The organism is Stappia albiluteola, from assembly GCF_014050225.1.
Classification (GTDB): Bacteria; Pseudomonadota; Alphaproteobacteria; order Rhizobiales; family Stappiaceae; genus Hongsoonwoonella; species Hongsoonwoonella albiluteola.
In genome coordinates this window covers 1-16,843 of record NZ_JACFXV010000062.1, presented here as the reverse complement: position 1 = coordinate 16,843, position 16,843 = coordinate 1, and the positions used below count along the sequence as shown (strand labels likewise).

The following is a 16,843-nucleotide window of genomic DNA, read 5'->3' as shown; positions in this document are numbered from 1 at the left end:
CTCAACTGGCCGCACTTCCATGACTTTTCGCGTCTTCATGCTCGAGCCGATGCAATAGTCCATGCTGCCATTCGCCGATCGCCTGGCGAAGGATGGAGACGGACGACCACAGGAAGAGCCCGGCCATCAGGCCGGCAACCGCGACGTCCGGCCAGCCAGTCCCGGATGCAAACACCCCGCCCGCCGCCGCCACGACGACCAGATTGCCGATCGCGTCGTTGCGGCTGCACAGCCAGACGGAACGCACATTCGCGTCGCCGTCCCGATAGCGCAGCAGGATCAGGACGCTGGCAAGGTTTGCAGCAAGAGCCAGCATCCCGATGCCGCCCATGATCGGAGCATCTGGCACTCCAAGAAAGAAAACCCGCCAGATCGTCGCGCCGAATACGAAGAAGCCCATGAAGCAGAGGCTGACGCCCTTCGCCAGCGCGGCAAGCGAGCGAATGCGCAGCGGCCGGCCGATCACGGCGAGGCTGATCGCATAGGTCATCGTATCGGCGAAGAAATCGAGCGAATCGGCCTGCAACGCCTGCGAGCCGGCAACGGCACTACCCGTCAGTTCGACCAGGAACATCGCCGCATTGATGACGATGACCGCGACCAGCGACCGCTTGTAGGCTTTGCTCATGCCCTCGAAACGGGCCTCATGGGAACAGCATCCAGCCATTGGCCGTCTTCTCCGCATCTTGAATTCCAGCCCGGCGACCCTAATCCCTATAGCAATTGTAGCTTCAAGAGGCTTGTTGAGGCATGACCGGGATTTCTTCCATCGGCGAGATTGCCCGCGACACGGGCACCAGCGTCCAGACGGTGCGCTACTACGAGGCACGCGGCCTTCTGCCGAAGCCTCCGCGCTCGGATGGCGGACAGCGCCGCTATACCGACGACCACCGCACCCGCCTTCTCTTTATTCGCCATGCGCGGGAGATGGGCTTCTCGCTGCCGGATATCGCCGAGATGATTGACCTGTCGTCCGTTTCCGGCAAGCCTTGCGAACCGGTGGACCGCATGGCGCGATGTCAGCTGGCGGAAGTCGACCGCAAGATCGCCAGGCTCCAGGCGCTTCGATCGGCGCTTTCCGGCATGATCGAAAGATGCGATGGCGAGGATGTCTCGTCCTGCCGTATTCTGGAGACGCTGGGAGCGAGCTCTCACCCGGAGGACAAGTGAATTGAGATCGGCGCGCGGTCGCTCGGCAAGGGGCAACGGGCTGGTCAAGCCGGGCGGCAGGCGTTATCAAGGCCCATCAGCTGACAGTCGGCGAGCGCAGAGAATGAACCGTTTCGAAAAGCCCAGAATGCCGAGCGAGGCGCGCGTCCGTTTTCTCGACGGCGATTTCCAGATCGAGGCGCCGGGCACTTTCGTACGCTGCGCGGTGACCGGCCAGGCAATCCCGATCGACGAGCTGAAATACTGGAGCGTATCGCGCCAGGAGGCTTACGTAGATGCGGCGGCGGCCCTGAAACGCTTCCAGGAAGCCGGCAACCTCCCCTGACTGCAATGCTCACGCCTTCCGGCGGAGCGTCCCTAGCACCAGATCGACCATGCGGCCTGCGTCGTCGATCCGCATTTCGGCCTCGACCACCCGCGCACGCGCGGCCAGCCATCGCAGGACCTCGCCGTCTCCCGTCTTGAGCCGCACCATGTCCTTGGTCGTCGTTACAAGTTCCAGGCCTTTTTCCTCCGCCTCCATCAGCAGGCTTTCCGCGTCCTGACGGCTATAGGGCTGATGATCGGCGAAGGCCCTTTCCGCGACAACGTCAACGCCGCTGTCCCTCAGGCTGTCGAAGAACTTCGCCGGCCGGCCGATACCGGCGAAGGCCAGCACCCTGCTGCCGCGCAAGTCATCGTCGATCCTCGCTTCGAGCCGCGCGTGGAAGATCGGCAACCCTTTGCGGGCGGCGAACCGGATGACCGGGTCGGCGGCGTTCCCCTCGCCCACGACGACTAGCGCGGAGGCGGCGACGATCTGTTTCCCGACCGGCGCGCGCAGCGGTCCTGCCGGGAGGCAGAAGCCGTTGCCCACGCCCGTCGCCGCATCGACGAGCGCAAAGGAAAAGTCTTTTGCAAGGCTCGGGTTCTGCCAGCCGTCATCCATCAGGATCATGTCCCCATGGCGCGCCGCCAGTTCGGCGCCAGCAAGCCGGTTGCGGGACACAACGGTAGGTCCCCTCTCGGCAAGAAGCAGTGCTTCGTCACCGACATCTTCCGAGCGATGTTGCAGCGGATCGACCAGCAACGGCCCCGCCTGAGCGCCTCCGTGGCCCCGCAACAGAAACACCGGTTTCCTGCCGCGCCGCGCCAGATGCTCGTAAAAAGCGAGGCTGAAGGGCGTCTTTCCCGTGCCTCCGGCAACGAAATTGCCGATGCAAACGACACCTGTATCGACCTTGCCGGACGGAGCGCCGAGCATGCGGCTCGCCGTAACCGCTCCGTAGAAGGCGCCGATCGGCCATAGCGCCAGCGCCTGCAGGCTCGGCTGCGGCTGCCACCAGAACGCCGGTGCCCGGCCGAAGAGCGCCATGGTCAGGCAGCACCGTTTCGGGGAAGCAACGCGGACAGGGCATCCATCGTCCGCGACACCGCCCCCTGGCCATCATGCGCGGTCCGGCCCGCCGCGGCGGCCACTTCAGCCGCGTGCCGCGGATTGTGCAGGAGTTCGCTCAGGGTTTCCGCGAGATCTTCCGCCCCATGCACGACCAGCGTCCCCTTCTCGGCAATCAGGCGATCGTACACGTCCTGCTGATTGGCGAAACCGGGCCCGGTCAGGATCGCGGCACCGCAGAATGCCGGCTCCAGAGGATTGTGTCCGCCGGCCGACATGAAAGAACCGCCCATGAAGACGATCGGCGACAGCCGATAGAAGAGCCCCATCTCGCCGATCGTATCGGCAAGATAGACGTCCGTCTCCGGCCCGGGAAGGTCATGACGGCTGCGGACGGCGACATTGAGCCCCCGCCCTTCCAGCACCACGCGGATCTCACCGCTGCGGTTGGGATGGCGGGGCGCCAGCAGTGTCAGAAGTCCCGGATGTTCGTCGCGCAGGCGGCGATGGACCTCCGCCACCACTTCCTCCTCGCCGGGATGCGTGCTCGCTGCAAGCCAGATCGGCCTGCCGTCGATCCATCGGCGAAAGTCTTCCAAGGCCGCCGGATCGGCATCCGGAACCGGGCTCTCGAACTTGAGGTCGCCAACCACGCGAACATCGCGAACGCCAAGGCTGCGGTAGTTTTCCGCGTCTTCTTCCGATCGGGCGAGGCAGACATCCACGAGGCCAAACAGGGTCTGCGCCAGCGCGCGCGCCTTCAGCCACCCGGACGTGGATTTCGGCGACATCCGGCCGTTAAGGATCGCAAGCGGCAGACCGCGCCGTTTAACTGCCCGAAAAGTCGCCGGCCAGATCTCGGACTCCACCAGCATGACAACCGCCGGTCGCCAATAGTCGAGGAACGCCGCCACGCCGCCGGAGAGATCGTAGGGCACATATTGATGCAGCGCGCCGTCCGGCAGGCGCTCCGCCGCCGTCTTGGCCGACGTCACCGTCCCCGAAGTCAGCACCACTTTCAGGCCGCGATCCGTCAGCGCGCGAACCACCGGCATGACCGCATTGGTCTCGCCGACGCTCGCCGCATGCACCCAGACGAGGTCGCCTTCGGGGCGCGGCTGGCTCGCTGCGCCGAAACGCTCGCCGCGCCGGGCCGGATCTTCCTTGCCGAGCCTTGCCCGCCGCCGATGGAGAAGGGAAAGGACCGGGTAGGCGATATGCCCCACCCCGTCATAGAGGGAAAGAAGCGCCAACGCGGCGGCGCGCGAAAGCGTACCGGCCGGAGGGCGCGAAGCCGTCATCGAGCCTTCACCAGCCTGTAGGCACGTTCCGTCGCCTCGTTCAGGCCGTCCTCGACCTTTTTCCTCGCCACTTCCAAAGCCTCTTCCCCGGCATCCGCGTCCACATGGATCATATCACCGATTGCCAGCGCCGCGCGGCTGAAGGGCAGGTTTATCGAGGCCTTGTCCCAGGAGTTCAGATCGATATGCCGGCTGGTCGCAAAGGCCATGGGAACGATTGGCCGGCCGGAATGCTTGGCAAGCTGCACGATGCCGAGCCCCGCAACACGCGCGGGCCCCTTCGGAACATCGGCGGTGAGCGCAACAGTGCCGCCTTCCCTGAGCGCGCGCATCGCCTCGATGAAGCCGCGCATGCCGCCGCGCTTGGTCACCTGATGCGCCTTCTGCGCACCGGACGCGCGGATGAGGCCGAGACCCAGCTTTCGCGCGGCGATGGCATTGATCTCGCCATCCGCCGAACGGGAGATCATGGCGCGAACATCCCAGCCGTCGGGCCGCGCGAAGGGCATCAGAAAATGCTGGCCGTGCCACATGGCAACGATCATCGGCAGGTCCGGCAGGACCTTCTCGTAGAAATCCGGCGGATCGACGACAAGCGAACTCGTCTTGCGCACGGCAAGCAGGTAGCCGGCAAGCATCGAACCAATGGCGTTGAGCACCATCGGATGACGGCCAAGGCTCTTCAGCAAGGCAGGATCCCCCCTGCCCGCGGCGAGGCGAGTGACAGGAAGATCCGGTTCACGACGGGTGCTTGTCGGTTTCCGGATCGAACAGGCGATGCATGTGGACGATAAAATAGCGCATGTGGGCGTTATCGACGGAAGCCTGCGCCTTTTCCTTCCACGCGGTATAGGCCGTTGCGTAATTCGGATAGATCCCGACGATGTCGAGATCTGAAAGGTCGCGGAAGGTCAGCTCGTCGACCTTCTCAAGTTCGCCGCCGAATACGAGGTGAAGAAGCTGCTTGGGCTGGTCTTTCCCAGTCATTCCTGCTCTCCATCAGTGCACATGTTCGAAACCCGGTTGCCGGGCGTTGTTCGCAGGATGCGATCGGGGGGTGCGATCGGGCCAAATCGGCGGCCGCTACATCGCCAAGTCCAGCATCGGCCGTAGATCCTCGACCAGATTTGCCGGACCGGCGATCAGCGCGCCATGGCGCACATCCGTCTTGTTGTAGTGTGCCGTCCTGCCGGAAAGGTCGGTCAGGCGGCCGCCCGCTTCCTGCACCAAAAGATCGGCTGCCGCAAGGTCCCAGTCGCAGGCCCGCCCGCGCGCCGCCGCAATATCGATGCGCCCCGCGGCGACCAGCGCCAGGCGATAGGCGAGCGAAGGGATGTAACCGGCATATTCCAGCCCGCGCGCCTTCAGGTCCGAACGCCCCGCAACGGCCTTCGGGCCGGCGAAGGTCGCACCTTCCAGGCTGTCCCTCCGCGATACCCGCACGCGCGCACCGTTCATCATCGTTCCGGAGCCCGTCCGCGCCAAGTACATCTCGTCACCGACAGGCCGGTAGACGGCTGCCGAAATCGGCCGCCCTTCTTCCACCACGGCCAGTGCCACCGTCCATTCGTCGCCACCGGACAGGAACGCCCGTGTGCCGTCGATGGGATCGACAACGAAGATGCGGCGGCGCGACAGGCGGGCGGCATCGTCCGTCGTTTCTTCGGAAAGCCAGCCGTATTCGGGCCGCGCCGAGGTCAGCAACTCATGCAGCGCCCGGTCGACGGCGATATCGGCTTCGGAGACCGGGGAGTCCCCTTCCTTGGACCAACGCCTGGGATCGCAGCCGAAAAAGCCGAGCGCGACGCGCCCCGCCTCGCGGGCGGCGGCCTCCAGCAGGTCCAGGTCGGATTGCGCGTCTTCGATTTCACTGACCTGCAATGGTCATACCCTCGATCAGGATGCTGGGTGCGGCGGTCGAATAGCGGTCGTCGAGATCGGAGGCCGGCACGAGGCGGGCGAACATGTCGGTCAGGTTGCCGGCCAGGGTGATCTCGCTCACCGGATAGACGATTTCGCCATTCTCGATCCAGAAACCCGAAGCGCCCCTGGAATAGTCTCCCGTCACGCCGTTGACGCCATGGCCGATCAGGTCCGTCACCAGCAGTCCGGTGCCGATCGCCTTCATCATCGCCTCCGGGCTTTCCTTGCCGGGACTGAGGCAAAGGTTGGTGGCGCTCGGCGAAGGCCCGGCGCCGCCGCGAGAGGCGCGCCCGTTGGAGACAAGGCCGAGTTCGCGTGCCGTCGCCGTATCGAGGAACCAGTGCCGCAGCACGCCGTCCTCGACCATCGCAAGCGGCAGCGCGGCCAGCCCCTCGCCATCGAACGGACGGGTGGCGGGGGAGCGCGGCTTCCTCGGATCGTCGGTGATTGTAATGCCTTCGGCGAAGACGCGGCTTCCCATCCTGTCCTTCAGGAAACTTGTCTTGCGCGCGATCGCGGCGCCATTGACCGCGCCGGCGAAATGGCCGACCAGCGAGCGCGCTGCCCTGGTCTCGTAGATCACGTCGGCCGTACGGCTTGACAGTTTGCGGGGGTTGAGCCGCCTGACTGCCCGCTCGCCGGCGCGGCGGCCGATATCTTCCGGCCGGTCCATGTCGGAGAGATAGGTGCGGTAGTCGTAATCGTAGTCGCGCTCCATCCCCGTGCCCTCGCCCGCCACCGCCGTCATCGACAGGCCGAAGCGGGAGGTAAGGTAGGAGCCGGAAAAGCCGTTGCTGGCGGCAAGCACCAGGCCCGCAAGCTGCCAGGAGGCACTGGCACCGCCCGATTTGCTGACGCCTGCGACATCAAGGCCGGCGGCTTCGGCCGCCCGCGCCCGCTCGCCGAGGAAAGCCGCATCGACGCTGGTCCCGTCAAGCAGGTCGAGAGCCGGCATGTCGCGGATGAGGTCGCCGGGATCGGCCAGCCCGGCATAGGGATCGTCCGGCGCCACTTTCGCCATCGCGACCGCGCGCTCCGCAAGTGCTGCGATATCGCCAAGGCTGTTTGCGGAAACGCTCGCCACCTTGCGCCCCACGAAGACGCGCAGCGTGAAATCGTCGCCTTCGGCGCGTTCGGTCTCCTCGACCTTCCCCTCACGCACGTCGACGCCGAGCGATACGGCGGAAACGGCGACCGCGTCGGCGGCATCCGCACCCGCCTTCTTCGCCGCCTCGACAAGCGCTGCGGCGCGCTTTTCAAGCACTGCCTGATCGACCAGTTCCGTCATTGTTCATCCATGGCTGCGGCTGCGGGAGCGTGTCAGCCCTGTGTTTAGGCATTCGCCCGCCCTTCGGCAAGCAGCGCGGAACACCGGCCGACGCCCGCGCGGCCGCTCCATTTCCTAACCTGCTGGCAACCAACTTTGGTCACTCTTCCCTAACCCTCTTCAAAATCAGAGAAATTTAACCGTGCTTGTTAAGCAGATCGGTACGTCCCCCGCTTAAGTTGGTTCCATCAGAGGCCCACAAAACAAAGGGTCCGATGGAGAGGCAATTGAGGCGTCAAACAGCACTCCAGGATGCCGCTGCCGCGGGATCGAGCCGCGCTCTGCGACTCGATCCCGCAAGGCTCCCGCATCGCTTCACCGCAAAGGCCGACCCGCTGGGCGAGCCGACCGGCAACGAAGCCTTCAACGTCTATATCGACCAGCAGACGGTCATCATGAAGCGGCGCCTTTCCGGCCTGCCCCTCACCGTCGTCCTGCCGGTCGGAACCTTCACCGGGGTCTATGCGCGGGTCACGCCGGCGCCGAATTCCGCGGCACTTTCAATCAGCATCGGCCTGCATCACCGCGATCCGAGCCTTTGCGTCGAGCTCTTTTCCGGCGCCGATATTGAAGCCGCGGCCGAGGACTGGCGCTCCTGGTCGAGCCTTCTTGGCCTGCCGCTGGTCGCCGTCGAACCGAATGGCGCGATCCGCGTCCTCGACGATCAGGCCCCGACCGGCACGCCGCGCATTTCCGCTGCCCGCCGTCGCGTCGCCGCGCTCACCAACCGCCGCCCGCGTTTTCTGTGCCGGCGCAAGGCGGGCTCGCCGGCTGCAAGGCAACTCGTCCACCGCGGCGAATACGAGATCATCGCCAGGAACTGACCTTTCCCGAATTTTCCACCGCAACGCCACGTCGCGGCCTCACGCCCCCGCCTGCCTGGCGAATGTCCAGGCCGTCTCCGCCAGCGGGCGGATCTGACGGATCATCGCAGCCGCATTGGCATTGGCCGCAGTTCCGTCCCGGACCCGGCCCGCGATCCCCTGCAGGATCGCAGCGATGCGGAAGAAATTATAGGCGAAATAGAAGTCGAGCCGTTCCGCGACCTCGAAGCCGGTCGCTGCTTCATAGAGCGCGATATAGTCGGCAAGCCCCGGAATACCCAGCGCGTCGAGGTCGAGGCCGTCCAGAGAGCCGATGCCGGAACCGTCCGGCATGGCCGGCATCACCCATTGCATGCAGTGATAGGTGAAATCGGCAACCGGATCGCCGAGCGTCGAAAGCTCCCAGTCGAGGACGGCAAGCACGTCCGGGCCTATTGGCGCGACGATGAGGTTGTCGAGACGGAAATCCCCATGCACGATCCGCGGCGGATGGGCGGGAACGTCCTGAGCCGGCAGCCACTCGATCAACCGGTCCATCTCCGGGATCGCTTCGGTTTCCGACGCACGATACTGCTTGGCCCAGCGGGAAATCTGGCGCGCGACATAGCCTTCCGCCCGGCCGAAATCGGAGAGCCCCAGCGCTTCAGGTTCGAAACCGTGCAGCCGTGAAATGGTCGCGTTCATCGCTCGATAGATTGCGCCCCGCTCCTGCCCGCCCACGGTCGGGATCGACGGCTCCCAGAAGATGCGGCCCTCGACCTTTTCCATGACGTAGAAGGCCGTGCCGATGACACCCTCGTCCTCGCAGAGCAGAAAGGTACGCGGCACCGGAAAGCCGGCCTTTCCAAGCGCCGACATCACCCGATACTCCCGGTCGATCGCGTGCGCCGAAGGCAGGAGCGTGCCCGGCGGCTTGCGCCTGAGCACATAGGCCCTGTCGGGCGTGTCCAGCAGATAGGTCGGGTTCGACTGGCCGCCCTTGAACTGGCGGACCTGCAGCGGACCGGCAAATCCGTCGATCCGGCGACCGAGATGAGCCGCCAGCCTTTCGGCGTCGAAGGCAAGGGCTTGCGGCACTTCCCTGGTGCCGGAAAAAGCGTCCTGCCTGTCGATTGTCCCACTCATTGGATATCTTTCGCGAGGAACGGACGCAGCGCCGCATAGGTTGCCTGAGGGGCTTCCTCGATGAGGAAATGGCCCGCGTCGACGCCGACAGCCTCGACCTCTTGCGCCCATTCGCCCCAGACTTCAGCCGGCGAACGCTCGCCGCCGCCAAAACCTGCCTCCCCGTAGATCGAGAGGAGCGGCACCTTGATCTTCCGGCCGGCCTCACGATCGGCCGTATCCTGCGCCATGTCGACCGTGGCGCCGGCCCGATAATCCTCGCAGACGGCATGGATTCTCGCTTCCTGGCGATAGAAGGCACGGTAATGCTCCAGCGCGCGCGGATCGAAGGCGGAGAGGTCCTTGGCCTTCGTCCAGCTTGCCAGTGTGTGTTCCAGATAGGCAATGCTGTCGCCGGCAATCAGGCGCTCGGGCATTGGCTTCGGCTGGGCGAGGAACATCCAGTGATACATGCGCATGCCGTAGCGCCAGTCCATCCGCGCCCAATAGGCATAGGTCGGCAGGATATCGAGCACGGCGACCCGCGTCAGTCGATCCGGATGGTCGAAGCCCATCCGGTAGGCGACCCGACCGCCCCGGTCGTGGCCGACCACGGCAAAGCGCTGGAACCCGAGGCGTTCCATCATCCTGACCATGTCCGCGCCCATCGCGCGCTTGGAATAGAGAACGTGCCCGTCGTCGCCCCGCGGAGCGGATGACGCACCGTAGCCGCGCAGATCGGCCGCCACGACCGTGAACTCTGCGGCAAGCCGCGCCGCGATCGGATGCCACATGGCATGCGATTGCGGATAGCCGTGCAGAAGCAGCACCGGCGGACCGCTGCCCCCGATGCGGCAGAAGATCTCCGCGCCTTCGCCCTCGACAAGCCCGGCCCGGAACCCTGGAAAAAGCTCCGGCAGATCGGTCTGCAATCCGTTTTCCGTGCTCAAGTTCGTCTCCTCCCGTTGTTGCCGGGAGCATGGAACGAAGGGCGTGGACCGGGCAAGGCTTCAGGAGGCTTTTTCGCGCTCCACGGCACGCCAGCCGATATCCGCACGGCAGAAGCCTTCCGGCCAGTCGATCCTGGCAATCGCCGCATAGGCCCGGTCCTGCGCTTCGGCCACGGTGCTGCCCAGCGCCGTCACGTTCAACACCCGCCCGCCATTGGCAAGCAGCCGGTCGCCGTCCTGTTTGGTACCGGCATGGAAGATCTCCACCATCGGGTCCTCCGCGGCGGCTTCAAGCCCACGAATTTCCGTCCCCTTGGCATAGTCGCCGGGATAGCCCCTCGCGGCCATGACGACGGTCAGCGCCACCTCGTCGCGCCAGCGCGCGCTCATCTTGTCGAGCGTGCCGTCGACCGATGCCAGCATCAGCAGGACGATGTCGTCCTTCAGCCGCATCATCAGCACCTGGGTTTCCGGGTCGCCGAAGCGGGTATTGTATTCGATGAGCTTCGGCCCGTCCCCGGTGATCATCAGTCCCGCGTAGAGCACGCCCTTGAAGGGCGTTCCCTCCGCCGCCATCGTCTTGACCGTCGGCATGATGATCTCGCGCATCGTGCGCTCGATCAGGTCGTCGCTCATTACCGGAGCCGGCGAATAGGCGCCCATCCCGCCGGTATTCGGCCCCTTGTCGCCGTCGAGCACGCGCTTGTGGTCCTGCGCCGTGGCCAGCGGCAGCGCGTGTGTGCCGTCGCACAGCACGAAGAAGCTCGCTTCCTCGCCGGTCAGAAATTCCTCGACCACCAGTTCGGCGCCCGCCTCGCCGAATTCACCGCTGAAACAGGCGTCGATGGCGGCAAAGGCCTCTTCCTTTGTCATGGCGACCGTCACGCCCTTGCCCGCCGCGAGCCCGTCCGCCTTGATGACGATCGGCGCGCCCTTGACCTCGACATAGGCGCGGGCCGACGACGCATCGGTGAAGCGGCGATAGGCGGCGGTCGGGATATGCGCCCTGGCGCAGAGGTCCTTGGTGAAACCCTTCGAGCCTTCAAGGCGCGCTGCCTGCTTCGACGGCCCGAAGGCCTTGATGCCGGCAGCCGTCAGGTCGTCCACGAGGCCGGCGACGAGGGGGGCTTCGGGGCCAACGACGACAAAGCCGATCTCCTTATCTCGGCAAAATGAAATCACCGCATCGTGGTCCGTGGTATCAAGGGCGACCAGTTCCGCCTCGCCGGCGATACCGGCATTGCCGGGCGCAGCATAAAGCCTTGTCGTCAGAGGAGAATTGGCTATTGCCCAGGCAAGGGCGTGCTCGCGGCCGCCCGATCCGATCAGCAGAATGTTCATCGCCCGCACCCCTGTAAAATCGCGACCTGTCCAATGGAATAGCCGCGCTCTACCATCTAACGCTACGTTTGGAAATTGCGATGCCCCTGCAAAACCGCGTTGCCCCCGACGGATCCATTCATGCCCGCCCGGAGCGCGGCGCCTTCATGGGCAATCGCGGCGGCCGGCTGCATGACCCGGAAACGAAGCTGCTCGGGACGCGCGCATTTGCCAGCCGGCAATGGATCTGCTGCCGCCTCTCCTTCAAGGGACGGCAACGGGAGGTGATGGGTCCCGGCTATACGGAGCTGTTCTTCCTCGACGAGGTGACAGCGCTTGCCGCAGGCCACCGCCCCTGTTTCGAATGCCGGCGCGAGGATGCGAAAGCCTTTGTCGGCGCATGGGCCGCGGCCGGCGGTCACGATGCGCCGCCTTCCGCTCCGCAGATGGACCGCTGCCTCCATGCCGAACGCCTCGACGGCAAGGTCAAGCGTCTGCATCGACTTGAGATCTCCACCCTGCCGGACGGCGCCATGATTCTGCGCGACGGCCATATATTCGCGATCAAGGGCGAGACCCTGTTGCCCTGGAGCTTCGAGGGCTACGGCCAACCCGTTCCGCGTCCCGTATCGGGCATCGCGGATGTGCTGACGCCGCCCACCATCCTGGCGGTCCTTGCCGCCGGCTATCGTCCCGCCTGGCACGAGAGCGCACGCAATGTCTAGATTGCCTTCATCACCTCGCGGGCGATGATCAGGCGCTGTACCTCCGACGTACCCTCGTAGATCGTCGTGATACGGGCATCGCGCGCGTACCGCTCCAGCGGCAGGTCCTGCAGAAAGCCCGCCCCGCCGTGCAGCTGCAGCGCGGTATAGGTGGCACGCTGCGCGGCTTCCGAGGCAAAGAGCTTTGCCATCGAGGCTTCGCGGGCGAAGGGCCGGCCCTGGTCCTTCAGGTAGGCCGCCTGCAGGATCAGAAGGCGCGCGGCCTCAAGCTCCGTTTCACGGTCGGCGATCATCCACTGGATACCCTGCATGTCGGCGATCGCCTTGCCGAACTGCTTGCGTTCCTTGACATAGGCCTTGGCCGCGTCCATCGCGGCCCGCGAGATGCCGAGCGCCAGCGACGCGATGCCGATGCGCCCGCCCGCAAGCTCGCCCACGGCAATGCGGAAGCCGTCATTCTCCGCGCCCATCATCGCAGTCGCCGGCACCCGGCAATTCTCGAAGTGCACCTCGTTGGTGACCGAGCCGTGCTGGCCCATCTTCTTCTCGGCCTTGCCGACGATGAGGCCTTCCGTCTCCCGTTCCACCAGGAAGCAGGAAATGCCCTTGCCCTTCGGCGCGTCCGGGTCGGTCACCGCCCAGACGACGAAGACACCGGCATATTCGGCCGAGGTGATGTAGAGCTTCGAGCCGTTCAGCACATAATGGTTGCCGTCGCGCTCCGCCCGCGTGCGCATGGAAGACGGATCGGAGCCCGCCCCCGCTTCCGTCAGGCAGAAGCCGCCGGCCGGATAGGTGCCGTCGGCGAGTTTCGGCAGATAGGCCTCGCGCTGCTCCTTCGATCCCACCGCCTGGATCACCTCGCACACCATGTTGGTGACCGAGACCGTCACGCCGGTGGAAGCGCAGGCGCGTCCGATCTCTTCCACCGAAAGGGCGAAGGCGACGGTGCCCGCTTCCGTGCCGCCGTAGTCGGCGCCGACATTGAGCGCCATGAAGCCGTTTTCGGCCAGAAGCCTGAGATTGGCGAGGAATTCCGGCCGCCCCTCCCCTTCGTCGAGGCGCTGTGCCAGCGGGGCGATGCGGTCCGCCGCCAGCTTGCGCGCCGTCTCGCGGATCAGGGTTTCTTCTTCTGTCAGCGAGAATTCCATAGGCCTGCCTCGTGAAATCGAAAAACGCTCCGGTTGGTAGCGTTAGATCGGAAGGTTGCGCCTGTCCATTGCACCCGAGGGCTAAGGGGCCAAACGCCCTCCCGATTGAATTTAAACCCTGGTTTCCCCGTCCCACGCATCGGTGAAGTAAATTTGCTGAGGAAGGCCGCGACGTCATCGGCTTAACAGGGTTGAGTTGGGTATGGGTAAAAACGTAGGCTGCGCTTTCTTCTGCCGGCGAGCGTGCCCTGCGGTCGCGCGACGTCGGCAGAACGGGCTTCAACAAGCGACCCGTAACGATAAGACTGCCAACAAGTTTGGCTAATATCTTTGGGAGGAAGGGAATGAAACGCACTCGTACCTTGCTGACGGCGGCCACCGCGCTCGCGCTCGGCTTCGCCTTTACAGCCGAGGCATTCGCCCAGGACGTGACCTGGAACGTTTCCGTCTGGGGCAAGCGGCGCGCCTTTACCGAGCATCTGGAAAAGCTGAACGAACTGCTGGCGCAGAAGACCGACGGAAAGTTCAAGCTCAACATCGCCTATGGCGAGGCGCTGTCCAAGTCGCGCGAGAACCTTGACGGCATCTCCATCGGCGCCTTCGAGATGGCGCAGATCTGCGCTTCCTATCACGAGGACAAGAACCCGACGCTTACGGTTCTGGAGCTTCCCTTCCTCGGCGTGCCCGACCTTAAGACGCAGATCGAGGTCGACGAGGCGCTCTACCATCACCCGGCGGTGCAGAAGGACCTGGCCCGCTGGAACGCCAAGCTGCTGATGTCCTCGCCGATGCCGCAGTACAACTTCGTCGGCAAGGGCGACGCGCCCAAGAAGGTCGAGGACTTCTCCGGCATGCGCGTGCGCGCGCTCGGCGGTATCGGCAAGGCCATGGAGACCATCGGCGCCGTGCCGACGACCGTGACCGCGGCCGAAACCTTCCAGGCGATCGATTCCGGCACCGTGCGCTCCGCGTCCTTCGCGCCGCATGCCCACCTGTCGTTCAAGACCTACGAAGCCTCGAACTGGTGGACGACCAACCTCAATCCGGGCACCGTCAATTGCCCGGTGGTGATCAATATCGACGCCTACAACGCCCTGCCGGACGACTACAAGCAGGCGCTTGATTCCTCCGTCAAGGAATCGCTCGACCACTACCTTGCCGAATACGACAAGGTCTACGACCAGTGGTACAAGACGCTCGACGAAATGAAGATCGAGCAGGTGACCTTCGACAAGGACGAGCTGACCGCGTTCAAGCATAAGGCCGGTGAGCCGCTCTGGCAGGCCTGGGTCGAAGAAATGAATGCCAAGGGCATTCCCGGCCAGGAACTTCTTGACCTGGTCCAGTCGAAGCTCAACTGAGACTGACATCGATCGGAAAACCTCGCGCTCCGTCCCGCGATCCCACGGGACGGAGCGCAGGATTTCTTGCCCGGCCGCCGGCGCGCGCACCGGGCGCATCCACTGTCCGCACGGAAACCCGCCATGACATCGCAGACCGCCCCAAGCGGCCGGCCGGAAACCTATATCCGGTTCGACGGCGCCCTCGGCAGGATCGAGAATCTGTTCAATCTCATCGCCGCTGCCAGCATCCTCGCGCTCATGCTGCTCGCCGTCGTGCAGATCATCGGCCGCACCTTCTTCAACTCGCCCGTTCCCGGCTTCATCGACCTGACCGAGCAGGCCATGGCGGCCTTCGCCTTCGGCGGCATCGCCTATTGCCAGCGCGTCGGCGGCCATATCCGCATGGAGATCGTGCTCGGCCGCTTCAAGGGCCGCGCGCTCTGGATCGCGGAACTCGTCGGCGTCGTGCTGATCTGGCTGGTGGTTGCGGCATTGATCTACGGCTCGTGGTTCCATTTCGAACGCTCGTACCAGATCGGCGACAGCACCATCGACGTCGGCCTGCCGACATGGCCATCGAAGCTGTTGGTGCCCGTGGCGCTCTCGCTCCTTTGGCTGCGGCTCTCCATGCAGATCTACGGCTACCTGCGCCTCGTCCTGCATCCCGACGCGGAGCCGATCGCGGTTCCCGTCATCGAGGACGTGACGACGGCCGCTCAGCATGAAATCGAGGAAGCATTCGGCGAAGACGGCGCCAACGAGGGAGGGCGCGCATAATGACGCCATTTGAAATCGGCCTGCTGATGACAGGCCTGCTGCTGGTGCTCGTGGTCATCGGCATGCGCGTCGCCTTCGCCGCCGCCCTCGTCGGCACGCTCGGGCTCATCGCCATCTTCTCCATGCGGCTCGGCTTCGAGAAAGGGTTCGTGGCGGCGCTGAAAATGGCGGGCACGATCCCCCATTCCAAGTCTGTCACCTATTCGCTGTCCGTGCTGCCGACCTTCATCCTGATCGGCTTTCTCGCCTTTTACGCCGGCTTTACCCGGCAGCTCTTCGAGGCCGCCAAGCGCTGGCTCGGCTGGCTGCCCGGCGGCATGGCGGTCGGCACCGTCTTCGCCACCGCGGGCTTCGCCGCCGTCTCCGGCGCCAGCGTCGCGACAGCGGCCGTCTTCGCCCGCGTCGCAATTCCGGAAATGCTGGACGTCGGCTATTCCAAGCGCCTGTCGGCTGCCGTGGTCGCGGCCGGCGGCACGCTTGCCTCGCTCATTCCGCCGTCGGCGATCCTCGTCATCTATGCGATCCTCGTCGAACAGTCGGTGGCTAAACTGCTGATCGCCGGCTTCCTGCCCGGCCTCTTCTCGGCGCTGATCTACATCCTGATCATTGTCGGGATCTCCGCCTTCCGCGGCGACGCGCCGCCGGTGCGGGGCTTCACCTGGAGCCAGCGCATCCAGTCCGTGCCGGGAACGCTGCCGATCCTCGCCGTCGTCGCCATCATCTTCGGCTCGCTTTATTTCGGCATCGCCACTCCGACGGAAGCCGGCGCGCTCGGCGCCTTCGTGGTGCTCATCGCCGCCTTCATCAACGGCATGCGAACCAAACAGCTCGGTCAGGCGCTGCACGAAACCGCGAAGCTGACGGTGATGATCTTCACCCTGATCTGGGGCGTGCTCGTCTATGTGCGGTTCCTGGGTTTCGCCGGCCTTCCGGACGCCTTCCGCGATTTCATCGTGTCGCTGCATTTCAGTCCGTGGCTGACGCTTGTCATCATCCTGTGCGCCTATGCCGTGCTCGGCATGTTCATGGACGCAATCGGCATGCTGGTGCTGACGCTTCCGGTCGTCTATCCGGCGGTGATGGCGCTCAATGGCGGCGAAACGGTGAGCGCGGCCGACAGCGCCTTCGGCATGTCGGGCGAACTTTGCGCGATCTGGTTCGGCATCCTGGTGGTGAAGATGGCGGAGCTCTGTCTGATAACGCCGCCCATAGGCCTGAACTGTTTCGTGGTGTCGGGCGTGCGCCCGGACATTCCCGTGCAGGAAGTCTTCCGCGGCTGCGCGCCGTTCTTCGTCGCAGACGTCCTGACGATCGCCCTGCTGGTCGCATTCCCGGCGATCATCACGATCCTGCCGGCGATCATGTAGAGGATTACCGCCATATGCGGCCAAGTCCGCGTATTGCGGGCCGGGGTGACGATGGAGCGTGGCGCGCGGGGCGAGCAGGAACATCGCCGCACGCTCGTGTGCGCCGGCGGTTTGGCCTGGGAAGCGGCAAGGCGCGGCTTTGCCGCTCTTGCGAATTGAGTTGGGTGCAGCGCTGCCGCGCCTTGC

18 protein-coding genes are annotated in these 16,843 nt (G+C 65.0%); 7 read left to right on the top strand and 11 right to left on the bottom strand.

Annotation, left to right across the window (positions count from 1 at the left end):
* Position 1 precedes the first annotated feature (1 nt).
* Positions 2–667, bottom strand: a complete 666-nt coding sequence (locus H2509_RS14715; protein WP_182166557.1) for a cation transporter — start codon at positions 665–667, stop codon at positions 2–4.
* Positions 668–750: 83 nt separating this feature from the next.
* On the opposite strand from H2509_RS14715, the gene H2509_RS14710 reads away from it, so the two are divergent.
* Together H2509_RS14710 and H2509_RS14705 are read left to right on the top strand one after the other, a co-directional pair.
* A complete protein-coding gene (locus H2509_RS14710) occupies positions 751–1,170 on the top strand; it encodes a MerR family transcriptional regulator (RefSeq protein ID WP_209001980.1) in 420 nt (139 codons plus the stop codon).
* Between the two features lie 103 nt (positions 1,171–1,273).
* Positions 1,274–1,495, top strand: coding sequence for a DUF2093 domain-containing protein (locus H2509_RS14705; RefSeq protein ID WP_182166555.1), 222 nt, complete (start codon positions 1,274–1,276; stop codon positions 1,493–1,495).
* 9 nt (positions 1,496–1,504) lie between these two features.
* Here the strand turns inward: H2509_RS14705 and lpxK are convergent, their stop codons facing one another.
* The 6 genes from lpxK to H2509_RS14675 all read right to left on the bottom strand — a co-directional run bounded on the left by lpxK (position 1,505) and on the right by H2509_RS14675 (position 7,057).
* Positions 1,505–2,524: a tetraacyldisaccharide 4'-kinase gene (gene lpxK, locus H2509_RS14700; RefSeq protein ID WP_182166553.1), complete on the bottom strand. Its 1,020-nt coding sequence runs from the start codon at positions 2,522–2,524 to the stop codon at positions 1,505–1,507.
* Positions 2,525–2,526: 2 nt separating this feature from the next.
* Positions 2,527–3,846 (bottom strand): 3-deoxy-D-manno-octulosonic acid transferase, encoded by a 1,320-nt coding sequence (locus H2509_RS14695; RefSeq protein WP_182166551.1) that lies wholly within the window; start codon positions 3,844–3,846, stop codon positions 2,527–2,529.
* Complete coding sequence (locus H2509_RS14690) at positions 3,843–4,535, bottom strand: lysophospholipid acyltransferase family protein (RefSeq protein WP_182166549.1); 693 nt, start codon at positions 4,533–4,535, stop codon at positions 3,843–3,845. The genes H2509_RS14695 and H2509_RS14690 overlap by 4 nt, the downstream gene beginning before the upstream one ends.
* 49 nt (positions 4,536–4,584) lie before the next feature.
* A complete protein-coding gene (locus tag H2509_RS14685; protein ID WP_182166547.1) occupies positions 4,585–4,833 on the bottom strand; it encodes a DUF4170 domain-containing protein in 249 nt (82 codons plus the stop codon).
* 96 nt (positions 4,834–4,929) lie between these two features.
* Positions 4,930–5,727 carry a 3'(2'),5'-bisphosphate nucleotidase CysQ gene (locus tag H2509_RS14680; RefSeq protein WP_209001979.1) on the bottom strand — a complete coding sequence of 266 codons (798 nt, stop codon included), beginning with the start codon at positions 5,725–5,727 and terminating at the stop codon, positions 4,930–4,932.
* Entirely contained in the window at positions 5,714–7,057 is a 1,344-nt protein-coding gene (locus tag H2509_RS14675; protein WP_182166545.1) for a TldD/PmbA family protein, read from the bottom strand. Before H2509_RS14675 ends, H2509_RS14680 begins: the two co-directional genes overlap by 14 nt.
* Positions 7,058–7,323: 266 nt before the next feature.
* Between H2509_RS14675 and H2509_RS14670 the strand changes: the two genes are divergently transcribed.
* A complete protein-coding gene (locus H2509_RS14670) occupies positions 7,324–7,920 on the top strand; it encodes a DUF6101 family protein (RefSeq protein ID WP_182166543.1) in 597 nt (198 codons plus the stop codon).
* A 39-nt stretch (positions 7,921–7,959) separates the two neighbouring features.
* Here H2509_RS14670 and H2509_RS14665 read toward each other — a convergent pair whose 3' ends face one another.
* The 3 genes from H2509_RS14665 to purD are packed head-to-tail and all read right to left on the bottom strand — an operon-like array spanning position 7,960 to position 11,315.
* Positions 7,960–9,045, bottom strand: a complete 1,086-nt coding sequence (locus H2509_RS14665) for a phosphotransferase family protein (RefSeq protein WP_182166541.1) — start codon at positions 9,043–9,045, stop codon at positions 7,960–7,962.
* On the bottom strand, positions 9,042–9,974 hold the full coding sequence (locus H2509_RS14660) for an alpha/beta fold hydrolase (RefSeq protein WP_235974975.1): 933 nt from the start codon (positions 9,972–9,974) through the stop codon (positions 9,042–9,044). The genes H2509_RS14665 and H2509_RS14660 overlap by 4 nt, the downstream gene beginning before the upstream one ends.
* A gap of 60 nt (positions 9,975–10,034) precedes the next feature.
* Positions 10,035–11,315 (bottom strand): phosphoribosylamine--glycine ligase, encoded by a 1,281-nt coding sequence (purD, locus tag H2509_RS14655; RefSeq protein ID WP_182166539.1) that lies wholly within the window; start codon positions 11,313–11,315, stop codon positions 10,035–10,037.
* An 80-nt stretch (positions 11,316–11,395) separates the two neighbouring features.
* Between purD and H2509_RS14650 the strand changes: the two genes are divergently transcribed.
* On the top strand, positions 11,396–12,019 hold the full coding sequence (locus tag H2509_RS14650; protein ID WP_182166537.1) for a hypothetical protein: 624 nt from the start codon (positions 11,396–11,398) through the stop codon (positions 12,017–12,019).
* Here the strand turns inward: H2509_RS14650 and H2509_RS14645 are convergent.
* On the bottom strand, positions 12,016–13,170 hold the full coding sequence (locus tag H2509_RS14645) for an acyl-CoA dehydrogenase family protein (protein ID WP_182166535.1): 1,155 nt from the start codon (positions 13,168–13,170) through the stop codon (positions 12,016–12,018). The genes H2509_RS14650 and H2509_RS14645 overlap by 4 nt on opposite strands.
* A 344-nt stretch (positions 13,171–13,514) precedes the next feature.
* Here H2509_RS14645 and H2509_RS14640 point away from each other — a divergent pair, with 344 nt between their 5' ends.
* From H2509_RS14640 to H2509_RS14630, 3 genes are all read left to right on the top strand, one after another.
* Positions 13,515–14,531: a C4-dicarboxylate TRAP transporter substrate-binding protein gene (locus H2509_RS14640; protein ID WP_182166533.1), complete on the top strand. Its 1,017-nt coding sequence runs from the start codon at positions 13,515–13,517 to the stop codon at positions 14,529–14,531.
* Positions 14,532–14,654: 123 nt separating this feature from the next.
* Entirely contained in the window at positions 14,655–15,290 is a 636-nt protein-coding gene (locus tag H2509_RS14635) for a TRAP transporter small permease subunit (protein WP_182166531.1), read from the top strand.
* A complete protein-coding gene (locus H2509_RS14630; protein ID WP_182166529.1) occupies positions 15,290–16,657 on the top strand; it encodes a TRAP transporter large permease in 1,368 nt (455 codons plus the stop codon). Before H2509_RS14635 ends, H2509_RS14630 begins: the two co-directional genes overlap by 1 nt.
* Positions 16,658–16,843: the final 186 nt, after the last annotated feature.